This is a genomic window from Nocardia sp. NPDC052566, from assembly GCF_044547285.1.
Lineage (GTDB): Bacteria > Actinomycetota > Actinomycetes > Mycobacteriales > Mycobacteriaceae > Nocardia.
Genome location: NZ_JBIUAF010000005.1, coordinates 18,440 through 36,801 on the forward strand (window position 1 = coordinate 18,440; position 18,362 = coordinate 36,801).

Consider the following 18,362-nt stretch of genomic DNA (forward strand, 5'->3'; position numbering starts at 1 on the left):
CTCGCAGGGCGAGAGTGGTTACCGTGGTTCGGGTTCCGGCTCGCGTGGTTCCTCGCAGGGTGAGGGCGGCTACCGGGGTTCGTCGCAGGGTGGTTCCGGCTATCGCGGTTCTTCGCAGGGCGGCTCGGGTTACCGTGGTTCCTCGCAGGGCGAGAGTGGTTACCGTGGTTCGGGTTCCGGCTCGCGTGGTTCCTCGCAGGGTGAGGGCGGCTACCGGGGTTCGTCGCAGGGTGGTTCGGGCTACCGTGGCTCCTCGCAGGGCGATGGTGGCTACCGCGGTGGCGCACAGGGTGGTTCGGGTCAGCGTGCGGGCGCGCAGGGTGGCGCTTCGCGTGGCACCTCGCGCGGGTTCGCGCCGGGCGGCCCTGCCCAGCAAGGCAATTCGCCACGTCGCACCGACCGTCCGGCGACCTCCGTGCCGACCGGTAAGAAGCCGAAGAATCCGAAGCCGCAGCGCAAGGTCGTTTCCGCGCCGCTGCTGAGCAACGCCAAACCGGCCAAGCGCCAGCACACCGAGGCGCCCGTGGAGGGCGGCCACGAGAAGATGCCGTGGGGCGAGGGCGAGCGGCTGCAGAAGGTGCTCGCCAAGGCGGGCGTGGCCTCGCGCCGCGCCGCCGAGGAGATGATCGCCGCGGGCCGCGTCGAGGTCGACGGCGCCATCGTCACCGAGCAGGGCCTGCGGATCGATCCGCAGAACGCCGTGGTCCGCGTCGACGGCACCCGCGTCATGGTGCGCGAGGAACTGGTGCACATCGCGCTGAACAAGCCCAAGGGCTGGCAGTCCACCATGTCCGACGATCTCGGCCGCCCCTGCGTCGGCGATATCGTCGCCGAGCGCATCGCGGCCGGTCAGCGGCTGTTCCATGTCGGGCGTCTCGACGCGGACACCGAAGGACTGCTGCTGCTCACCAATGACGGTGATCTCGCGCATCGCCTGATGCACCCCTCGTTCGAGGTGTCCAAGACCTACCTGGCCACGGTCAACGGCGAGGTCAACGGCAAGGTGATCGGCAAGCGCCTGCGCGACGGCATCGAGCTCGAGGACGGCCCGGCGAAGGTCGACAAGTTCCAGGTGCTCGAGCTCGGCGAGGGCCGATCGCTGGTGAAACTCGTACTGCACGAAGGGCGTAAGCACATCGTGCGCCGGCTGCTCGACGCGGTCGGCCACCCGGTGAGCAGGCTGGTGCGCACCAACATCGGTCCGGTCGTGCTCGGCGATCAGCGTCCGGGCACGCTGCGCGTGCTCGGCCGCGACGAAATCGGCAAACTCTACGAGGCGGTGTCTTTGTGAACGGTGTGGAGATTCCTGTCGCGAATCCGGCGCGGATGTCCGACACGTCCCCGCTGGTCGTCGCCATGGACGGCCCGTCGGGCACCGGAAAGTCCAGCGTCTCACGGCGTTTGGCGACCCGGCTCGGCGCGCGCTACCTGGATACCGGCGCCATGTACCGTGTCGCGACGCTGCATGTGCTGCGCGCCGGTGTCGAGCTGACCGACGCCTCCGCCATCGGCGCCGCGGTCAAGGAGCTACCCCTGACCATCGGCACCGACCCGAGCCGCGAGCTGATCGAGCTCGACGGTGAGGACGTCTCCTCCGAGATCCGCGGCGACGTCGTCACCAAGGCCGTCTCCGCGGTGTCCGCGGTGGCCGAGGTGCGCGATCTGCTCGTCGCACTGCAGCGCGAAATCACCGTCGTCGCAGAGCGAATCGTGGTCGAGGGCCGCGATATCGGCACCGTCGTCCTGCCCGACGCCGATGCCAAGATCTACCTGACCGCCTCCGCGGAGGCGCGCGCCCAGCGGCGCAATCAGCAGAACATCGCCGAGGGCCGCGGCGACGACTACGAGGCCGTGCTCGCCGACGTGCAGCGCCGCGACAACCTCGATTCCACGCGCAAGGTCTCCCCGCTGCGTCCCGCCGAGGACGCCGTACTGGTCGACACCAGCGAGCTGAGCATGGACGAGGTCATCGATGAGCTGTATCGCGTAGTGGCCGAACAGATTTCGGTGAGCAGGAAGGGAGGTGTCCGATGACGGAAGACGTACTGGCCGGTGACGGCGTCTGGAGCGACGAAACCGACTGGGAGATCAGCGATCTCGATGGCGAGTTCGAGGGCGAAGACCAGATCGCCATGCCGACGCTCGCGGTCGTCGGCCGCCCCAACGTCGGCAAGTCGACGCTGGTGAACCGCATCCTCGGCCGCCGCGAGGCCGTCGTCGAGGATATCCCCGGCGTCACCCGCGACCGCATCTCCTACGAGGCGAACTGGGCGGGCCGCAAGTTCTGGGTGCAGGACACCGGCGGGTGGGAACCCGACGCGAAGGGCCTGCAGCAGTCGGTGGCACGTCAGGCCGAGCTGGCCATGCAGACCGCCGACGCGATCCTGCTGGTGGTCGACGGCGTCGTCGGCGCGACCGCCACCGACGAGGCCGCGGTGAAGATGCTGCGCCGCTCCAAGATTCCGGTGATCCTGGTCGCGAACAAGATCGACGACCAGCGCGCCGAGGCCGAGGCCGCGTCGCTGTGGTCGCTCGGACTCGGTGAGCCGCGCATGGTCAGCGCCGCGCACGGCCGCGGCACCGGCGACCTGCTCGATGACGCGCTCGCGGTGCTGCCGGAGACCCCGCGCGAGGGCAGCGTCGGCGCCGGTCCGCGTCGTGTAGCGCTGGTCGGTAAGCCGAACGTCGGCAAATCCAGTCTGCTGAACAAACTTTCGGGCGATGAGCGCTCAGTCGTGCACGATGTGGCGGGCACCACCGTCGACCCGGTCGACTCGCTCGTCGAATTGGGCGGCAAGATCTGGAAATTCGTCGACACTGCGGGGCTGCGCCGAAAGGTGTCCCATGCCAGCGGCACCGAGTTCTACGCATCGCTGCGCACCAAGGCCGCGCTGGATGCCTCAGAGGTCGCGATCATGCTTGTCGACGCCTCACAGCCGCTCACCGAACAGGATCTTCGGGTGATCAGCATGGTCGCCGATTCCGGTCGCGCGCTGGTGCTGGCGTTCAACAAGTGGGATCTCGTCGACGAGGACCGCCGCCACATGCTCGAGCGTGAGATCGACCGGGATCTGGTCCGGGTGCCGTGGGCGCAGCGCGTCAACATTTCCGCGCATACCGGCCGCGCCGTGCAAAAGCTGGTTCCCGCAATGGAAACCGCGCTGGAGTCCTGGGATAAGCGCATCTCCACCGGTCGCCTGAACACCTGGCTGAAGGAAGTGGTCGCGGCGACACCGCCGCCCATGCGCGGCGGCCGCCTGCCCCGCGTCCTGTTCGCCACCCAAGCAGGTACCCGCCCGCCGACGTTCGTCCTGTTCACCACCGGCTTCCTCGAGGCGGGTTACCGCCGCTTCCTGGAGCGCCGCCTGCGCGAAGAGTTCAACTTCGACGGTTCACCGGTCCGCATCTCGGTGCGCGTCCGCGAGAAGCGCGAACGCAAGAAGTAACCGATTTCCACCGCGTCGGATGTCTGAGTGCCGCTCAGCCATCCGGCGCGGTGTTGTTCGCGGCGCATATTCGCGGAATTGCGGGATACCGGCCACTACTCGCTGTTCCTGACGCGCGACGGTCAGGAGCTCATTGCCTCGGCGATCGCGACGTAGCGTCGACGCGACACCGGCCAGCCCCTCTCGATTCGCCCGAATTCACGACCACCCGACGGCAGGATTCACGACCGCAGCCGTGTCGGGTGCTCCGTGTGGCAGCATCAGGATCGTGTGGCCCGGCCATCGGGGATGCGGTTGAGCGGAGGATGTATGGCACTGGGGCGTGTTCTGGTGATCGGAGTCGATCCCACCAAGATTCCGGACTGGGATCCCGAACCGGTCGTGGCGGCAATCGCGCGCGGGCAGGCCCGCTTCGGTGATCACGGCATCGAAGCCGATCTGTGCCTGGTCGCGCTCGATGAGGATCCCGAGGACGCGATCGTTGCGGCGCTCACCGGCAACGTTTACGCGTGCGTGGTGGTCGGCGGCGGTATCCGCAAGCACGAGCCGCTGCTCGAGTTCTTCGAGACGGTGATCAATCTGATCCGGCAGCACGCGCCCGATGCGGCCATCGCCTTCAACCGCAGCCCCGACGATATCGCCGAGGCCGCGCTGCGGTGGCTGAGGTAGACGCCACACTCGAGCACGGTCCGTATGCCAGTAGGGTGATCGGCATGCGGTTAGGACAGCCGAGTAGGACCGCGATGGCCACCGCCAACGCCAGGGCCTACCATCAACTCGCCGACGAGCCCCGTGTGTTCACCGATCCGCTGGCTGTGCCGCTCGTAGGTGAATCCGCTTGCCGGGACAACGAATTCGACCGTGGCGCCGATCCGGTGGTGGTCAGGCGGCGGCGCATGTTCATCGCGGCGCGCAGCCGTTTCGCCGACGACACCATCGCCGCGGCGATCGCGGACGGCATCGGTCAAGTGGTGATCCTCGGCGCGGGCATGGACACCTCCGCCTACCGCAACCCGCATCCGGATGTCCGCTTCTTCGAAGTCGACCATCCCGACACCCAGGCGTGGAAGCGGCAGCGAATCGCGGAGGCGGGCATCGCGATTCCGCCCACACTGACCTACGCGCCCATCGATTTCGAACAGCGCACTCTCGCCGACGGTTTGGCCGCGGCGGGCCTGGATCGCGCCCGCGGCGCGGTGTTCGTCTGGCTCGGTGTGGTCATGTATCTGACCAGCGCGTCGGTCACCGACACCCTCGGCTTCATCGCCACGCACGGCCACCGCTCGGTGCTGGTTCTCGACTACCTGTACCCGGAACTGTCGTTGGCGCCGGACGTCGCGGCATCCCGTCAGGACAGGGTCGCTCGGGTCGCCGACATGGGCGAGCCATGGCAAACCTATTTCACCGCCGACGAAATCCGCGATCAGCTCCTGTCGCTGGGCTTCACCGACATCGAAGACCATACTGCCGCAGCGCTATTGGCCGGATACCTCGGGCGTCCGGTACCGGCCTCGTCCGATACCGGCGTGCACATGATTCGCGCCACCACGAGGTAGGCCGGATCTCTTTTCGTCAGCCGGCGAGAGCGTCGCGGAGTTGCGCGTAGGTGGGGGACAGGCGGCGCAAGATGGCAGCCAGCGCCGTATCGTCACCCATGACGAGGGGATACTGCAGGGCGCCGACGAGCCGGGATTGGTGAGCGGCGATGTCGGCGGAAGCGGTGCGGCCCAGCATCTTCAGGCTGACGGACGCGTCGAGTAGCCGGCGGGCACCGAGCCGGATACCGAATATGCCGAGCAGGTGGCGGATTTCGGGATCTAACCCTTCCTCGACCATCGCGGCAAGCTGTTCGATCGCGGCGCTCGCACCGTCCAACCAGCGGATGGCTCGGGGCAGTGCGGATTCCAGTGCTTCGACCGCGGAAACCGAACGGTGCCTGACGAATCCCGCCCGCAGCACGAACGGCGTATCGATATAGGTGACCTGCTCGCCCCGCCACGATTCCAGAAAGGCTTTCGTCGGCAACGACGCATGTGGATGCCCCTGCGGATCGTGCAGCACGACGGTATCGCCGTCGACCGCGAGCACCACGACGTAATGGTCGGCGCCGAGCGCGATTCCGGAGTCGGGCCGATACGTGAGCAACCCCAGCTCGAGCGGTCCGGCCAGCACCGGCCCCCGCGCGACCGCACCCCGCAGCCGCTCGAGCGCCTCCTCCTCCGACCCGCCGTCGGTGCGCACACACGACCACCCGAGCAATTCGACGGCCGTGTCGATCCCGATCTCCGGATGCCACCCGATCGGATCGAAAAACGGTATGCCACTTTCTATCTGGGCCCCGAAAGGCGCCCCGGTCAATGTCTCGATCACGCCAACCGGCGGCGCACCCGCCAGCATCATCGCCAGTGCGTTGCTGTAGCAGTAAGGGCCGGAACCGATGTAAGCCGTCATACTTCGAGGCAACCGCCTGACACGGTGTCAGGGTCAAGGCCGCTCCGGCCATCGCCGCTCCGGCCGTGTGCGACGTGGCGCGGTGCCGGAAATGCCGTCGGGATCGCTACTTCAGGGCGGGAAAGGTGACGCTGGTGGAGCGCACCGTCGGCGCGACCCGCGGTTGTTCGACCGGCATTTCCTCGACGCCGGACACTTCCTCGCGGACCGGCGTTTCGTCGATAACGGGTTCGGGTGCTTGTTCGTTGGTCGGCTGGGTCATATCGTCAGTATCCGCTGGTCAGGCACGGCGGAGGCACGGGTTGCCGAGAATCGTCCGCGCACGTTCACCGAGGAGTTCCCGCCGTGCACGGTCCTGCGGCACGCGAACAAGCCATCAGCAGCGATCCCCTAGGCGTTTTCGGCGCCAGAGCGGAGGGAACACGTGCCGCGGCGCGCTGAGGGAAGGGCGGTGCGGGACGGGGCGATCTTCGCCTGGCATCATCCGGGCATGGTCATTCCCAGCACACTGCCGGAACGTCCGGCCATCGGAACGCCGTTCCAGACGGGGTGGCCCGTTCGCTACGGCGATACCGATCGCGATCAGCGCCTGCGGCTCGACGCGATCGCCCGCTACCTGCAGGACATCGGTTTCGAGCATCTCGACGCCGTCGTCGACGGCGACACGCATCGTGGCTGGGTCGTGCGGCGCACCGTGATCGACGTGCTGAAGCCGGTCGAGTTCGGCGAGCGGGTGACCCTGAGCCGCTGGTGCTCGGCGCTGTCGACCCGCTGGTGCAATATGCGCGTGCAGATCAGCGGTAGCAAGGGCGGCCTTGTCGAAACCGAGGCGTTCCTCATCCATTTCGGTACCGAGTCCGGCGTTCCGGCCCGCATGAGCGACGCCTTCATGGCACCCATGCTGGCCAGCACCACCGAGCACCGGCTCCGCTGGCAGGCGGTGCTCACCGACCCTGTCCCGGATTCGGACGTCAAGGAGCTGCCGTTCCCGCTGCGCGTCGCCGATATCGACCTGCTCGACCACGTCAACAACGCCATCTACCTGAGCGCGGTCGAAGAGGTGCTTGCCGCCCATCCGGATCTGATGGCCACCCCGCACCGCGTCATCATCGAATACGCGAAGCCGTTGAAGACCGGCGAATCCGTCCGGCTGGTCAGCCGCCGAACGGACGCCGACCTCGACATCTGGATCGCTGTCGACGACGAGGCCCGCGCCACCGCCCGTGTCAGCTCGCTCTGACCCGTAGACGACGAGCGGGTGCCACGCCGTTCTGACTCGCAGCAAGGTCGAGCCCGCCAGCGTGGGTGACTCATCGCAATGCGCATTGCGCCCGGGGCGTTTCAGCGATGGCACGCTCGGTGCCGACGCGCAGCACCTGCTGTGCTCGCCGTCGACGGGCACGCGCAACGCGGCACCGACTCGCAGCAAGGGAAAGGCTTGTCAGCAAAGGTGATTCATTGCAGCGCGCACCTCGCTCAGGGTCTTTTCGGCGATCGCGATGGCACGCTCGTTGCCCTCGCGCAGCACCTGGCGTAGGTAGCCCCGGTCCTGCGCGTACTGCGCGCGGCGGGCGCGGATCGGCGCCAGGTATTCGTTGACTGCTTCGGTCGCGCGCTTCTTCAGCGCGGCGGCGCCCTCGCCCCCGATCTCCGCGGCGACCGCCACCGGATCGCGGTCTTCGCACAGCGCGGTGAGCAGCACCAGCGACGACACCTCCGGCCGGTGCGCCGGGTCGTAGGTGATGTGCCGTTCGCCGTCGGTTTTGGCGCCGCGCAGCAGCCGCGCGGTCGCGTCGGCATCGGCGGCCAGCGCGACCGCGTTGCCCCGGCTCTTGCTCATCTTGGTGCCGTCGGTGCCGAGCAGCAGCGGTGCGGCGGAGAGCATGGCCGCCGGTTCGGGAAACAGCTTGCCGTAGCGATCGTTGAAGCGCCGAGCGATGGTGCGCGTGAGCTCGAGGTGCGGCAGCTGATCCTGGCCGACCGGCACCAGATCGGCCTTGCAGAACAGGATGTCGGCGGCCTGATGCACCGGATAGGTGAACATCAGCCCGCTCACCGAGGACTGTCGCGAATGCGCGATCTCGTCCTTGACCGTGGGATTTCTGCCGAGTTCCGCGACCGAGACCAGGCTCAGGAACGGCAGCAGCAACTGGTTGAGCGCGGGAACGGCGCTGTGGGTGAAGATCGTGCTCCGCTGCGGATCTATGCCGACGGCAAGGTAGTCCAGCATCAGCTCCTCGACGTGCCCGGCCAGATCGTCGGCGATATCCCGGTCGGTCAGCACCTGGTAGTCGGCGATCAGCACGAACGTCTCGACGCCGAGGTGCTGCAGCCGGACCCGGTTGTGCAGCGTGCCGAAGTAGTGCCCGAGATGCAGCCGCCCGGTCGGCCGGTCGCCGGTGAGGATCCGGTGCGCCGCCGGGTCGGCGAGGATGTCGGCCTCCGCGGCCGTGAGTGTGTTCATGACGTGCTCCTGGTGGGTGGTGGTCGCCGTCGGACGGCACGTCCACCCCGATCAGGAAACACGAAGGGCCGTCCATCCGAACGGCCCGAATCGCGCGCAACGTAGGTGACCGCTCCTAAACGGAGCGCCACCAGCTCTGGCACGACAGTGAATTCATGCCTCCACGATAGCTCAGCCCACCAAGCCGCCCGCCGAGAGCACCACCCAGGCCAGCTCGGGATGGATGATGTCGGAATGCGCGCCGGAGGGCGGTGATCCGTTCTTCACCACGCGTGCCGCATCGATATTGACCAGCCCGCTCCCGAACTCGTACCGGGTGCCGACATCGCGCAGCGCGAGTTCGGTGACGCCCGCCTGGTGCCCGTCGTGCCCGATCCCGCCCCAGCGGTAGGTGGCCTCGTCGAATCCGGCGGCATCCTCGCGGCTGGCCATCGACGCCAGCGGATACATCGTGCCGACGGCGGAGTCGTGGCTCGAATAGCAGGCGGTGACCGGCCCGCTGACCTTGGCCGCCTGCCCGTCGAGCGCGCCGTGCCTGCCCGCATCGAACGGCAGCGACGACGCGAAGGCGAAGTGCGAGAACGCCCCTTGCAGCAGCGTCACCGAGCGCACCTGATGGTTGCCCGGCAGTCCGGCGAGCGCGTAGGACACCACCCGCGCGCCGAAGCTGTGCCCGATCAGGTCGATGCCGAGCGCGGGCCGCCGGGCGAGCAGCCGGTCGAGCAGCGGTCCGAGACCGCGTTCGCCGACGGTGCCCGCGCGATGTTTCATCTGCCAGTAGGTGAGCTGGCGGGCGGCCTCCTGCGCGCCGTGCCACAGGCGTTTGATGGCATCGCCGAATCCGGCCGCCCCGCCCGCGCCGCCGGTGATGACATCGAGCTCCTCGAGCTGTGTCGCGAAGCTGGCGAACAGTTCCGCCTCCGGGTCGGGCTGGGCCATGAACGGCCCGGCATCGGCCTGCTCGCCGTCGCTGTCGCTGCCGGTGGCCGCGGCGATGGCCCGGACGAGCTCGCGTGCGCGCCGCAGCGCGTCGAGGTCGTCGGGCCGCTTCACCAGCAGGTCGAGCAGTTCGTCGACCGCGGCGTGCTGGTCGGTGGGGAAGGCGGCACGGATCAGCGTCCGCATGCCCGCGTCGGGTGGTGCGGGCGGCTCGAATTCCGGCCGTGGCCCGAAACCCGCTGCGCCGCCTGCTCCTTCGCCGAGATCGACGACGCCTGCGGGCGCGAAATCCGGAATCGGCTCGTCGGACCAGCGGCTGGACGGCCAGAAGACGCCGAGCAGCAACACTTTCCGGCCAGGCACACCGTGTGCGGCGAGCAGCGACGGCACCTGACCGTAGAAGGCCTCGTAGAGCCGGCTCGCCACGCTCGGCGTGTTGTTCCAGCCGTGGCTGAAGACCAGCAGGTCGGTCGGCTCGAACGCGTCGAGTTCGGCGTTGAGCGCGCGCTCGCCGTCCTGGTCGACGTCGCCGTCGTCGTCGAACCGTATCTCGCACAGCGGCAGCCCGCCGATGTCCTTGGCCATGGTTTTCTCCTCTTTCCGAGCTATACCGATTGCAGGGCGCGCATGAGGTCGACGAGTCCGGCGCCCTCGAAGTAGCGCTCCCGGCCCAGCGGTACCGCCGATTTCACGAATATCTTCTTGACGCGTTCCGGCTGGGTGATGAATTCCGGCCGGACCGAAAGGAATGCGGCGATCGCCCCCGAGACGTGTGGCGCCGCGAAACTGGTGCCGGTGTCCTCGCCGTAGCACGCGAGATCGGGTAGCGGGTCGATGATTCCGCGTTTGGCGGCGGCTTTTCCGGTGGCGCACGAGGTGATTCGCTCACCGGGTGCGATCAGGTCCGGTTTCTGCCTGCCGTCGCCGGTCGGCCCCTTCGACGAGAAGTACGAGACACCGTAGGTGTGCGGTGATTCGCGATGCGTCGAGCCGACGGTGATGGCGCGCTGGGCATTTCCCGGATCGTTGATGGTCATGGTCAGGCCGACGTTGGTCTGCCGTTCCCATGCGCTGAACCGGCCGTATCCGGTGTTGCCCGCCGCGACGACCACCACGACGCCGGAGCGGACCAGCCGATCCACTTCTTTGCACAGCGGGCTCTGCCCGCAGGCGAACCATTCGGCGTCGAATTCGTAGCCGAGGCTGATGTTCACGCCGTGGATCTTGGTCATCTTGTCGTTGTCGCCGTTGACCTCCCGGATATAGCGCAGCGCGGCCATCACCGAGATCATGTCCGAGGCGCCTTCCGCGCTGAGCACTTTGAGGCTGACCAGGTGGGCGAGCGGCGCCATCCCCGACAGTGCCGAAGCGGGAACCACGCGGTCACCCCTGATCGGTTTCGGATCGTCGGGCTCGGTGTACTGCTCGGTGATCACCTGGATCTTGTCCGCCGGAAAGGAATTCGGCAGATAGCCCGCGATGATCCCGGCCACGTGCGTGCCGTGCCCGAGGTCGTCGCGCAGCGCGTCCTCGGCCGTCTTGGGCTCCGGGTGCACCGATTTGGTGAAATCGCGGTGCAGCGGCATGACATCGTCGGCGAGCACCGTCTTGGCCTCGGCGAAATGTGGGTGGTTCTTGTCGATCCCGGAATCCACCACCGCCCAGCGGATCCCGCGTCCGCACGCGTCGAACGAGCGCCGCGCCGCATCCGCCTTGACCGTGCGCGCCGAGATGTCGATCAGCGGTTTGACCGGGAAGTTCGGCCAGATCCGGTGAATCACGTTGTGGCCGTTCTGCTGTGGCCGCATGTCGTGATCCAGGCGCACCAGCTGCTTGACCTGCCGGATCGACATCCGTGCCCGCACATACTCGTCGAACATTTCGAACGCGCCCGTGCGCTCGTCGGCCTCCGGCTCGATCTGTTCGAGCAACTGCCTCAGGGCGGCTGCGGCCGCTTGCTTCCCGCCGAGGTATCCGACGTTCAGCTCGATCACGACCGACAGCGGCTCGTGCTCGCTCACCGGTTGGTCGAGGACACGGGCCCGCACGTCCGGATCCAGCAGCGGCTTGGCGATGACACTGGGCTGCACCAGGTTTCGCTGGTCCGGGCTCTGCGTGACGGCGGGCATGTCCGGCATGGTCAGCCTGCGCCGCGCCTCGATCGCGGCGACCTCGCCCATCGGGGTGATGATCCACTGGCGGCGGTTGGACAGCACGAGAGTGTCGTCACCGAGGTAGCGCCGCGCGATGTAGAGCCGTCTGTGCCAGACCGGCCGATCGTCGTGCGGGCGATCGGGCCGCAGATCGTCGTCGGAAGGATCGAACTCCCGCATCCCGGTGATGATCCGGATCACCTGGTCGGGGGTCGCGTGTTTCGGAGCCGACAGCGCGACGAGGATGAGGTCTCCGAGTTCTTGGAGTGGAGTGAGCGCCATTGCCCTGCTCCTTGGCGAACGCGCCGAGTCACCGAACGCCCGGGGTCAGGCGTTCGGCTCCCCGGGCATCTCTAGAAAATCGTGGACAGTCATGGTCGCAACCTCCGTGCGTGTGTCGGGTGTTGCGGAACGCCGCTGAATTGCCTGCCCTCGTGGCGGGATGTCCCGCAACACAATCAACGGTAGAACTCGCGGGTCACGAGCACATGAGTAATCGCTACGCATTCTTCGGTCCTGTTTGCTCCCCCTACGCCGAGTACTGGGGGACGGTCCGCGAATCGTGTTGTAACGATCGTTCAAAAACGTGCTAGGGTCATCGTCATGCCACGGGCCAAGGGATTCGACCCCGATCGCGTCGTCGACGCCGCGATGGCGGCGTTCTGGGACAAGGGCTACGCCGCGACCTCGGCGCAGGATCTGGTCGACCACACCGGCCTCGGCCGCGGCAGTCTGTACAACACCTTCACCGGCAAGCACGAGCTGTTCCTCGAATGCCTGCGCCGCTACGACAGCGAATGGGCGACCAGGCAGATCGCCGTGCTCGAGGGCGACGGTCCGGTGCGCGAACGCATTCGCACCGTGCTGATGACCGTCGTCGACGAGGAATCCGGGACGATTCCGGCGCATCGCGGTTGCCTCGCGGTCAACGCGGCCATCGAGCTGGGCGGGCGCGACCCGGAGGTGACCGCGCTCACCCGGCGGATCTTCGGGCGGATGGAGGACGGTTTCCGTGCCGCGCTCGAACGGGCCAGGCGCGACGGTGAGATCGGGGCGGATCGCGATCCGAAGGCGCTCGGCCGGTATCTGATCAACGCGATGTACGGGTTGCGGGTGCTCGGCAAGACCGCCGACCGGCCCGCCATGGTCGATATCGTCGACACCACCATGCGCCTGCTCTAGGAGTTCCCTTGGGGGCATGCGGTTTTCGCATGCCCACGTAGTGGAACGATCGTTAAAAAACAAGATGAGGAGACGGTAGTGAACGAACCGATCAGGACGGTCGCGGTGCTCGGCACCGGCATCATCGGCGCACCGGTGGCGAAGAATCTGCGTGCCTACGGTGCGGTGCGCGTGTGGAACAGGACGCGTGCCGCCGCGGACGAGGTCGGCGCCGCTGGAGGCATCGTGGTCGCCGATACGGTCGCCGAGGCGGTGGCGGGCGCCGATGTCATCGTCACGGTGCTCGCCGACGGACCGGCTGTGCGCGAGGTAATGGCCGCTGCCGCACCGGCTTTCGCACCCGGTGTGGTGTGGATCCAGCTGAGCACCGTCGGCCCGGCCGACACCGCCGAGTTCGCGGACTTCGCGCGGGCCACCGGCCTCACCTTCTACGACGCGCCGGTGCAGGGCACCAAGCAACCGGCCGAGAACGGCACGCTCGTCGTACTCGCCGCCGGACCGCAGGATGGCCGCGACGTGGCCGAGGCAGTGTTCGATGCCATCGGTAGCCGGACCGTGTGGGTTGCGGAGCGGCCCGGCGTGGCCACCCGGCTCAAGCTCGCGCTGAACAGCCTGGTCTTCGCGCTCACCCATGGCATAGCCGAAAGCCTGTCGCTGGCAACCGCATTCGGCGTGGATCCGGCACTGGTCGTCGATGTGGTCGCCGGCGGTCCGCTCGACAGCGGATTCCTGCGCGCCAAGGCGGGCGCGATGCTCGCGGGGGAGTATCCGGCGGCCTTCTCCGTCGCCAACTCGGTGAAGGATGCCGAGCTCATTGTCGCCGCGGCCGAACAAGCCGGTGTCGCAGTCGATGTCACCGCCGCGGGGCTCGGCCGATTCCGCCGTGCCGCCGCGGCCGGATACGGCGACGCCGACATGGCCGCTTCCCATCTGGCGCGCTGAGGGGAATTCCGGTGTCCAGCACAGTAATCAGCCCGACCAGCATCGAATCATTGCCGACGCGACGGCTACTCGCTTTCACCACCGCCGGATTCCTGGCGATCATCATCGAAACCATGCCCGCCGGACTGCTTCCGAAGATCGGGCACGGCCTCGGCGTCTCGGAGGCGATGGCGGGCCAGCTCGTCACGCTGTATCGCCCAGCTACGCACTCACTCTCGTCGCCCGCTTCGCCGCGGGGATGGCGGCGGGCGTGATCCGGGGTCTGCTCGCCGGATACGCCCGGCGTCTGGTGCCGCAGCGATGGCAGGGGCGCGCACTGGCCGTCGTTCTGCTGCTGTGGATTCGGGCGCTCGTCCCGGATCTGCCCCGGTCAGCCCGCCGGTGATCGCAAGACGTTGCGCGAGGTCATCACTCAGCCTGGTGTACGTCCCGTCCTCGCCGTGGTCATGCTCTGGATCCTCGGCCACAACATCCTCTACACCTACATCGCGCCGTTCCTGGCCAGGGCGAACCTGGCCGATTCCGCCGATATCGTCCTGCTGATCTTCGGCGCCGCCGCGATCGGCGGTATCTGGGGTACCGGCGTGGTGGTCGATCGCCGCCTGCGCATCGCGACCCTGGCCTCGCTCGCCGGATTCGCCGGCGCGGCGGTGATTCTCGGCGTCGGCGCCGAATCGGCACCGGTGGTGATCGCCGGAGTGATCGCCTGGGGCCTCACCTTCGGCGGCGCGCCGACGCTGTTGCAGACCGCGATCGCCGATGCCGCGGGCGCGAATGCCGATGTCGCGCAATCCATGTTGGTCACCGTCTTCAATCTCGCGGTGGCGGGCGGTGGCCTGCTCGGCGGGTTGCTGCTGTCCTCGGTGGGAACTCGTGCACTGCCGACGGCGGCCCTGGCCGCCTCGGTCCTCGCGCTCGGCATCGTCTTCGCCGCATCGCACGCCTTTCCGCTCGGTCGGCCTGGGCATCGATGCTTATTCAGAAAGATCTCTTGTTGAGAAGTGGGATCCTTGCTGATATGAATGGCCTGGCGTACTCACTACCGCCCTGACCACGGGCGCGCTGGAAGGAATTCGGGCTGATGCAGATCCGCGACCACGTTGTGCTGATCGCCGGTGCCGCCTCGGGGCTCGGTCTCGCGACCGCGCGGCGGCTGGTGGCCGACGGCGCGAAGGTCGCGGTGTTCGACCTGCCGGACTCCGAAGGCGCTCGGGTCGCCGACGAGCTGGGCGCGGCGGCGGTCTTCACGCCCGGCGACGCGACGGACGAGGACGATGTCGAGGCCGCACTCGACCGCGCCGAATCGCTCGGCGCGCTGCGCGGCATCGTCAACTGCGCGGGCATCGGCCTGCCCGGCCGCGTGCTCACCGGCGACCGGGTGGTGCCGCTGACCGCGTTCCAGGTGGTCGTCGACGTCAACCTGATCGGCACCTTCAACGTGCTGCGGCTCGGCGCGCAGCGCATCGCCCGCACCGAGCCGGTCGACGGCGAGCGCGGCGTCATCGTCAACACCGCGTCGGTCGCCGCCTTCGACGGGCAGATCGGCCAGGCCGCCTACTCGGCCTCGAAGGCCGCCGTCGCGGGAATGACGCTGCCGCTGGCCCGCGATCTCGCCGAACATCTCATCCGGGTGGTCACCATCGCGCCGGGAATGTTCGAAACCCCGCTACTGGCCGGTCTGACTCCGGAGGCGAAAGCCTCACTGGAACAACAAGTTCCGCACCCGCAGCGGCTCGGCGATCCGGCCGAATTCGCCTCGCTGGTCGCGCACATCGTCGACAACCCGATGCTCAACGGCGAGGTGATCCGCCTCGACGCCGCGATCCGCATGGCGGCCCGCTGAGCTATCGGACGCCGTCCAGGTTCGACCGGACCACGATGGTAATCGGGTCGTCGGGGCCGAGCGCGCGTTCGCAATCGGCCAGCGTGCGTTCGTAGAGCGTGCTCGCTTGCTCGGCGTGGCCCGCCGCATGGTGGGCATGCGCGAGATTGTTGCGTGCGCTCAGCGTGTCGGGATGATCGGGACCGAGTGCCTGCTCGCGATCGGCGATCGTCCGCTCGTAGAGCGGAATCGCCTCGGTGGGGCTGCCCGCCGCTTCGAGGGTGGCCGCGAGGTTGTTGCGTGAGGTCGCGGTCTTCGGATGCGTTGTGCCGAAGAGCCTTTCCCGATCGGCGAGCGTCTGCCGGTGCAGCGCCAGCGCCTGCGCGTAGCGGTCGGTGCGACGATAGGTGTCGGCCAGGTTGTTGCGGCACGACAGGGTGTAGGGATGGTCGTTACCGAGCACCCGTTCGCAGTCGGCGAGCGTCCGCGTCTGGAGCGCGATCGCCTGCTCGTGCATGCCCGCTTCCTGTAGGACCAAGCCCAGGTTGGTCCGGCAGGCGATTGTCGTGGGATGGTCTGCGCCGTAGAGCTTTTCGCGACAGTCGAGGGTCTGCTCGAGCAGGGCGGCCGCGTCGTCGAAACGCTCCGCCGAGCGGTAGGCCATCGCGAGGTTGCCGCGCACGGTCAGCGTGAGCGGGGCAGTAGTGCCGAGGACGCGTTCGCAGTCGGCGAGGGTGGCCTCCTGGAGTGGAATCGCCTCGGCGTGGCGTCCGGCCGAGTCGTAGGCGGTGGCGAGGTTGTTGCGGCTGAGCAGCGTATCGGCGTGGTCAGCGCCGATTGTCCGGGTGCGGATGCCGAGCACATGATGGTAGGCGGCGATGGCGTCGTCGAAACGCCCCGCCGATTCGTAGGCTCGCGCAAGGTTGATGCGGCAGGTGAGAGTTCGTACATCGGCGACGCCATGGACACGGAGATAGTCGGCGAGCGCTTGTTCGAGCAACGCGATGGCTTCGCCGAAGTTGCCGACATCGCTGAGAGTGGTGCCGAGGTCGGAGCGAGTGAGCACTACCACCGGGTGATCGGCGCCCAGGGTGCGCGCGCCGTCGCCGAGCACGGTGCGCTGCTGGTCGATCGCGGCGTCGATGCGGCCCGCCGAATAGTAGGTCATGGCAAGGTTGTTGCGGCAGAGCAGCGTGGTGGGATGATCGGCGCCGAGTATCCGCGTGCTGTCGGCGATGTCGTGCTTGCCCGCGGCGATGGCGCGGGTGAAGTCGGTGGCCGCGATCAGTTGCCGCTGTGCCCACAACCGCAGGTCGAACAACCGTGCCGCAGTGTCGATATCGGCGGTCTCGGGCAGGCCGGTTGCCCACAGCGCGTCGATGTGTTCGACGAGGTGGGAGCCCTCGGCGCGCCGCGGCCAGGCCTGGCCGATGCCGAACAATCGGGTCTCCAGTACTTCGCCTGCGGCGCACACGAGTTCGGCACCGATCCCGCGAATCTCCGCCCGCTCCCGGACGACTCGGCCGACCAGCCGGTGCATCGACAGCGCGTCCCCACCGGTGGACCAGGTCAGCAGGGAAGCGTCGACGCACCGCTGAATCGCCTCGTCCAGCCTGGTATCCCGATCGGGCAGCACCGTCCGGTGTACGCCCGCGGGGGAGAGCATCGCGATCACTCCGACCAACCACTGGACGACGACATCGAGTTCGGGATCGTCCGTCGGTGCTTCGACTGTGCTGAGCGACAGCATGATCGCTCGATCGACCGGCAGTGGATGATCGTGGCCTCGCCTGCGGCTCAACGCTTTCGGCAGCGGGTGATCGCGCAGGAGCGCACGGTAGCGCGCATAGTCCAATCGGCGGCCGGTGATGGTCGCCGCGGCCGCGGACAGCGCCAGCGGGAGATCGCCGAGTTCCGCGGCCAGTAGCTGGGCGCCCGCTTCATCAGAGGACGAGGTCGCCTCGCGCAGAAAGCGCACCGACTCCGCGCGGGCGAACACCTCGAGATCGGCGGATGCGCCGAGCGATAGGAAGCAAAGGTCGGTGCTGGTGATCACCACCCTGGTCCATCCGCCGGTGGGCAGCAGCGGCCGGATGCGGTCCGGGTCGATCGCGTTGTCGAAGACCAGCAGTGCGGCCGCGGCCCGGCCGGACAGGTGATCGCGCAGCCGCCGCGCCGAGACCGCGGAATCGCCGTTCGGATCGGCCACGCCGACGCGCTCGGCGATCGCCGCGAGATCGGCGAGCAGCGCGTCCTCGGTGTCCGCGTTGACCCAGCCGACCAACCCGTTCGCGCGATCCACCCGCGATCGCGCGTACGCCGCCGCGAGCTGCGTCTTGCCGATGCCGTGCAGCCCGGTCACCACCGCCACCTGCGACCGCTCCAGCGAGTCGGACAGTTCCCGCAGCTTGTCGCGGACGATGTAATGCGCGGACTCCTGCGGAATCTTGCCGACCACGATGCCGTGCCGCGCCGGTTGCCCCGGGGCTGTAGCCCGTTGTTCCGCGATGGTGGCTGGTTGTGTCGTAGCTGAGGTCGGTTGCGTTGGGCCTGTGGTTGTGGCCGGTTGAGCCGGTGCTGTAGCTGTTTGTTCTGCGGTGGTCGTTGGTGGTGTTGTGACTGTGGCTGGTTGTGTCGTGGCTGTGGCTGGTTGTGTCGTGGCTGAGGTTGGTTGCGTTGGGGCTGTGGTTGTGGCCGGTTGAGCTGGTGCTGTAGCTGTTTGTTCTGCGGTGGTAGTTGGTGGTGCTGTGGTTGTGGTCGGTTGCGCTGGGAATGAGGTTGGTTGCGTCGTGGCTGAGGTCGGTTGCGCTGGGGCTGTGGTTGTGGCCGGTTGAGCCGGTGCTGTAGCTGTTTGTTTTGCGGTCGTAGCTGGTTGTGCTGTCGCGGAGACCGGTTGCTCCGGTGCGGGTTCCGGCATGGCGGCGTTGCGGCTCGGTGTGATCAGCGCTTCGGTGCGCAGTTTG

At 67.9% G+C, this 18,362-nt stretch carries 18 protein-coding genes; 12 read left to right on the forward strand and 6 right to left on the reverse strand.

The window, feature by feature from the left end; all coding sequences use genetic code 11:
* From ACIG5A_RS25075 to ACIG5A_RS25095, 5 genes are all read left to right on the forward strand, one after another.
* Window positions 1-1,291, forward strand: a 1,291-nt coding sequence (locus tag ACIG5A_RS25075) for a pseudouridine synthase (protein WP_397244054.1), incomplete at its 5' end; no start/stop codon positions are given.
* Between the two features lie 35 nt (window positions 1,292-1,326).
* Window positions 1,327-2,034: a (d)CMP kinase gene (cmk, locus tag ACIG5A_RS25080; RefSeq protein ID WP_397244056.1), complete on the forward strand. Its 708-nt coding sequence runs from the start codon at window positions 1,327-1,329 to the stop codon at window positions 2,032-2,034.
* Window positions 2,031-3,446 carry a ribosome biogenesis GTPase Der gene (der, locus tag ACIG5A_RS25085; protein WP_397244058.1) on the forward strand — a complete coding sequence of 472 codons (1,416 nt, stop codon included), beginning with the start codon at window positions 2,031-2,033 and terminating at the stop codon, window positions 3,444-3,446. The genes cmk and der overlap by 4 nt, the downstream gene beginning before the upstream one ends.
* Window positions 3,447-3,755: 309 nt before the next feature.
* Entirely contained in the window at window positions 3,756-4,115 is a 360-nt protein-coding gene (locus tag ACIG5A_RS25090) for a hypothetical protein (protein WP_397244060.1), read from the forward strand.
* Between the two features lie 44 nt (window positions 4,116-4,159).
* Window positions 4,160-5,002, forward strand: a complete 843-nt coding sequence (locus tag ACIG5A_RS25095) for a class I SAM-dependent methyltransferase (protein WP_397244062.1) — start codon at window positions 4,160-4,162, stop codon at window positions 5,000-5,002.
* Between the two features lie 16 nt (window positions 5,003-5,018).
* Here ACIG5A_RS25095 and ACIG5A_RS25100 read toward each other — a convergent pair whose 3' ends face one another.
* Together ACIG5A_RS25100 and ACIG5A_RS25105 are read right to left on the reverse strand one after the other, a co-directional pair.
* Window positions 5,019-5,897 (reverse strand): hypothetical protein, encoded by an 879-nt coding sequence (locus ACIG5A_RS25100; protein WP_397244064.1) that lies wholly within the window; start codon window positions 5,895-5,897, stop codon window positions 5,019-5,021.
* A gap of 106 nt (window positions 5,898-6,003) precedes the next feature.
* Entirely contained in the window at window positions 6,004-6,159 is a 156-nt protein-coding gene (locus ACIG5A_RS25105; RefSeq protein WP_397244066.1) for a hypothetical protein, read from the reverse strand.
* Window positions 6,160-6,387: 228 nt separating this feature from the next.
* Here ACIG5A_RS25105 and ACIG5A_RS25110 point away from each other — a divergent pair, with 228 nt between their 5' ends.
* Window positions 6,388-7,137 carry an acyl-[acyl-carrier-protein] thioesterase gene (locus ACIG5A_RS25110; RefSeq protein WP_397244068.1) on the forward strand — a complete coding sequence of 250 codons (750 nt, stop codon included), beginning with the start codon at window positions 6,388-6,390 and terminating at the stop codon, window positions 7,135-7,137.
* Between the two features lie 201 nt (window positions 7,138-7,338).
* On the opposite strand, the gene trpS is transcribed toward ACIG5A_RS25110, so the two are convergent.
* From trpS to ACIG5A_RS25125, 3 genes are all read right to left on the reverse strand, one after another.
* A complete protein-coding gene (gene trpS, locus ACIG5A_RS25115; RefSeq protein WP_397244070.1) occupies window positions 7,339-8,361 on the reverse strand; it encodes a tryptophan--tRNA ligase in 1,023 nt (340 codons plus the stop codon).
* Between the two features lie 171 nt (window positions 8,362-8,532).
* On the reverse strand, window positions 8,533-9,885 hold the full coding sequence (locus ACIG5A_RS25120; protein ID WP_397244072.1) for a serine-threonine protein kinase: 1,353 nt from the start codon (window positions 9,883-9,885) through the stop codon (window positions 8,533-8,535).
* A gap of 20 nt (window positions 9,886-9,905) precedes the next feature.
* Window positions 9,906-11,735, reverse strand: coding sequence for a S8 family peptidase (locus ACIG5A_RS25125; protein ID WP_397244074.1), 1,830 nt, complete (start codon window positions 11,733-11,735; stop codon window positions 9,906-9,908).
* Window positions 11,736-12,056: 321 nt separating this feature from the next.
* Here ACIG5A_RS25125 and ACIG5A_RS25130 point away from each other — a divergent pair, with 321 nt between their 5' ends.
* From ACIG5A_RS25130 to ACIG5A_RS25155, 6 genes are all read left to right on the forward strand, one after another.
* On the forward strand, window positions 12,057-12,635 hold the full coding sequence (locus ACIG5A_RS25130) for a TetR/AcrR family transcriptional regulator (RefSeq protein WP_397244076.1): 579 nt from the start codon (window positions 12,057-12,059) through the stop codon (window positions 12,633-12,635).
* 78 nt (window positions 12,636-12,713) lie between these two features.
* Window positions 12,714-13,577 (forward strand): NAD(P)-dependent oxidoreductase, encoded by an 864-nt coding sequence (locus ACIG5A_RS25135; RefSeq protein ID WP_397244078.1) that lies wholly within the window; start codon window positions 12,714-12,716, stop codon window positions 13,575-13,577.
* An 11-nt stretch (window positions 13,578-13,588) separates the two neighbouring features.
* Complete coding sequence (locus tag ACIG5A_RS25140; protein WP_397244080.1) at window positions 13,589-13,831, forward strand: hypothetical protein; 243 nt, start codon at window positions 13,589-13,591, stop codon at window positions 13,829-13,831.
* A complete protein-coding gene (locus tag ACIG5A_RS25145; protein ID WP_397244082.1) occupies window positions 13,828-13,962 on the forward strand; it encodes a hypothetical protein in 135 nt (44 codons plus the stop codon). The genes ACIG5A_RS25140 and ACIG5A_RS25145 overlap by 4 nt, the downstream gene beginning before the upstream one ends.
* A 10-nt stretch (window positions 13,963-13,972) precedes the next feature.
* Window positions 13,973-14,575, forward strand: a complete 603-nt coding sequence (locus ACIG5A_RS25150) for a hypothetical protein (protein ID WP_397244084.1) — start codon at window positions 13,973-13,975, stop codon at window positions 14,573-14,575.
* Window positions 14,576-14,658: 83 nt separating this feature from the next.
* Window positions 14,659-15,420: an SDR family NAD(P)-dependent oxidoreductase gene (locus tag ACIG5A_RS25155; RefSeq protein WP_397244086.1), complete on the forward strand. Its 762-nt coding sequence runs from the start codon at window positions 14,659-14,661 to the stop codon at window positions 15,418-15,420.
* Window position 15,421: 1 nt separating this feature from the next.
* Here ACIG5A_RS25155 and ACIG5A_RS25160 read toward each other — a convergent pair whose 3' ends face one another.
* Window positions 15,422-17,857 (reverse strand): tetratricopeptide repeat protein, encoded by a 2,436-nt coding sequence (locus ACIG5A_RS25160; protein WP_397244088.1) that lies wholly within the window; start codon window positions 17,855-17,857, stop codon window positions 15,422-15,424.
* Window positions 17,858-18,362: the final 505 nt, after the last annotated feature.

Coding starts and splice junctions, on each gene's coding strand:
- trpS (WP_397244070.1), bottom strand. CDS start 8,361: ATGAACACACTCACGGCCGCGGAGGCCGACATCCTCGCCGACCCGGCG.
- ACIG5A_RS25155 (WP_397244086.1), top strand. CDS start 14,659: ATGCAGATCCGCGACCACGTTGTGCTGATCGCCGGTGCCGCCTCGGGG.
- ACIG5A_RS25100 (WP_397244064.1), bottom strand. CDS start 5,897: ATGACGGCTTACATCGGTTCCGGCCCTTACTGCTACAGCAACGCACTG.
- ACIG5A_RS25125 (WP_397244074.1), bottom strand. CDS start 11,735: ATGGCGCTCACTCCACTCCAAGAACTCGGAGACCTCATCCTCGTCGCG.
- ACIG5A_RS25110 (WP_397244068.1), top strand. CDS start 6,388: ATGGTCATTCCCAGCACACTGCCGGAACGTCCGGCCATCGGAACGCCG.
- ACIG5A_RS25105 (WP_397244066.1), bottom strand. CDS start 6,159: ATGACCCAGCCGACCAACGAACAAGCACCCGAACCCGTTATCGACGAA.
- ACIG5A_RS25130 (WP_397244076.1), top strand. CDS start 12,057: ATGCCACGGGCCAAGGGATTCGACCCCGATCGCGTCGTCGACGCCGCG.
- ACIG5A_RS25095 (WP_397244062.1), top strand. CDS start 4,160: ATGCGGTTAGGACAGCCGAGTAGGACCGCGATGGCCACCGCCAACGCC.
- ACIG5A_RS25090 (WP_397244060.1), top strand. CDS start 3,756: ATGGCACTGGGGCGTGTTCTGGTGATCGGAGTCGATCCCACCAAGATT.
- der (WP_397244058.1), top strand. CDS start 2,031: ATGACGGAAGACGTACTGGCCGGTGACGGCGTCTGGAGCGACGAAACC.
- ACIG5A_RS25120 (WP_397244072.1), bottom strand. CDS start 9,885: ATGGCCAAGGACATCGGCGGGCTGCCGCTGTGCGAGATACGGTTCGAC.
- cmk (WP_397244056.1), top strand. CDS start 1,327: ATGTCCGACACGTCCCCGCTGGTCGTCGCCATGGACGGCCCGTCGGGC.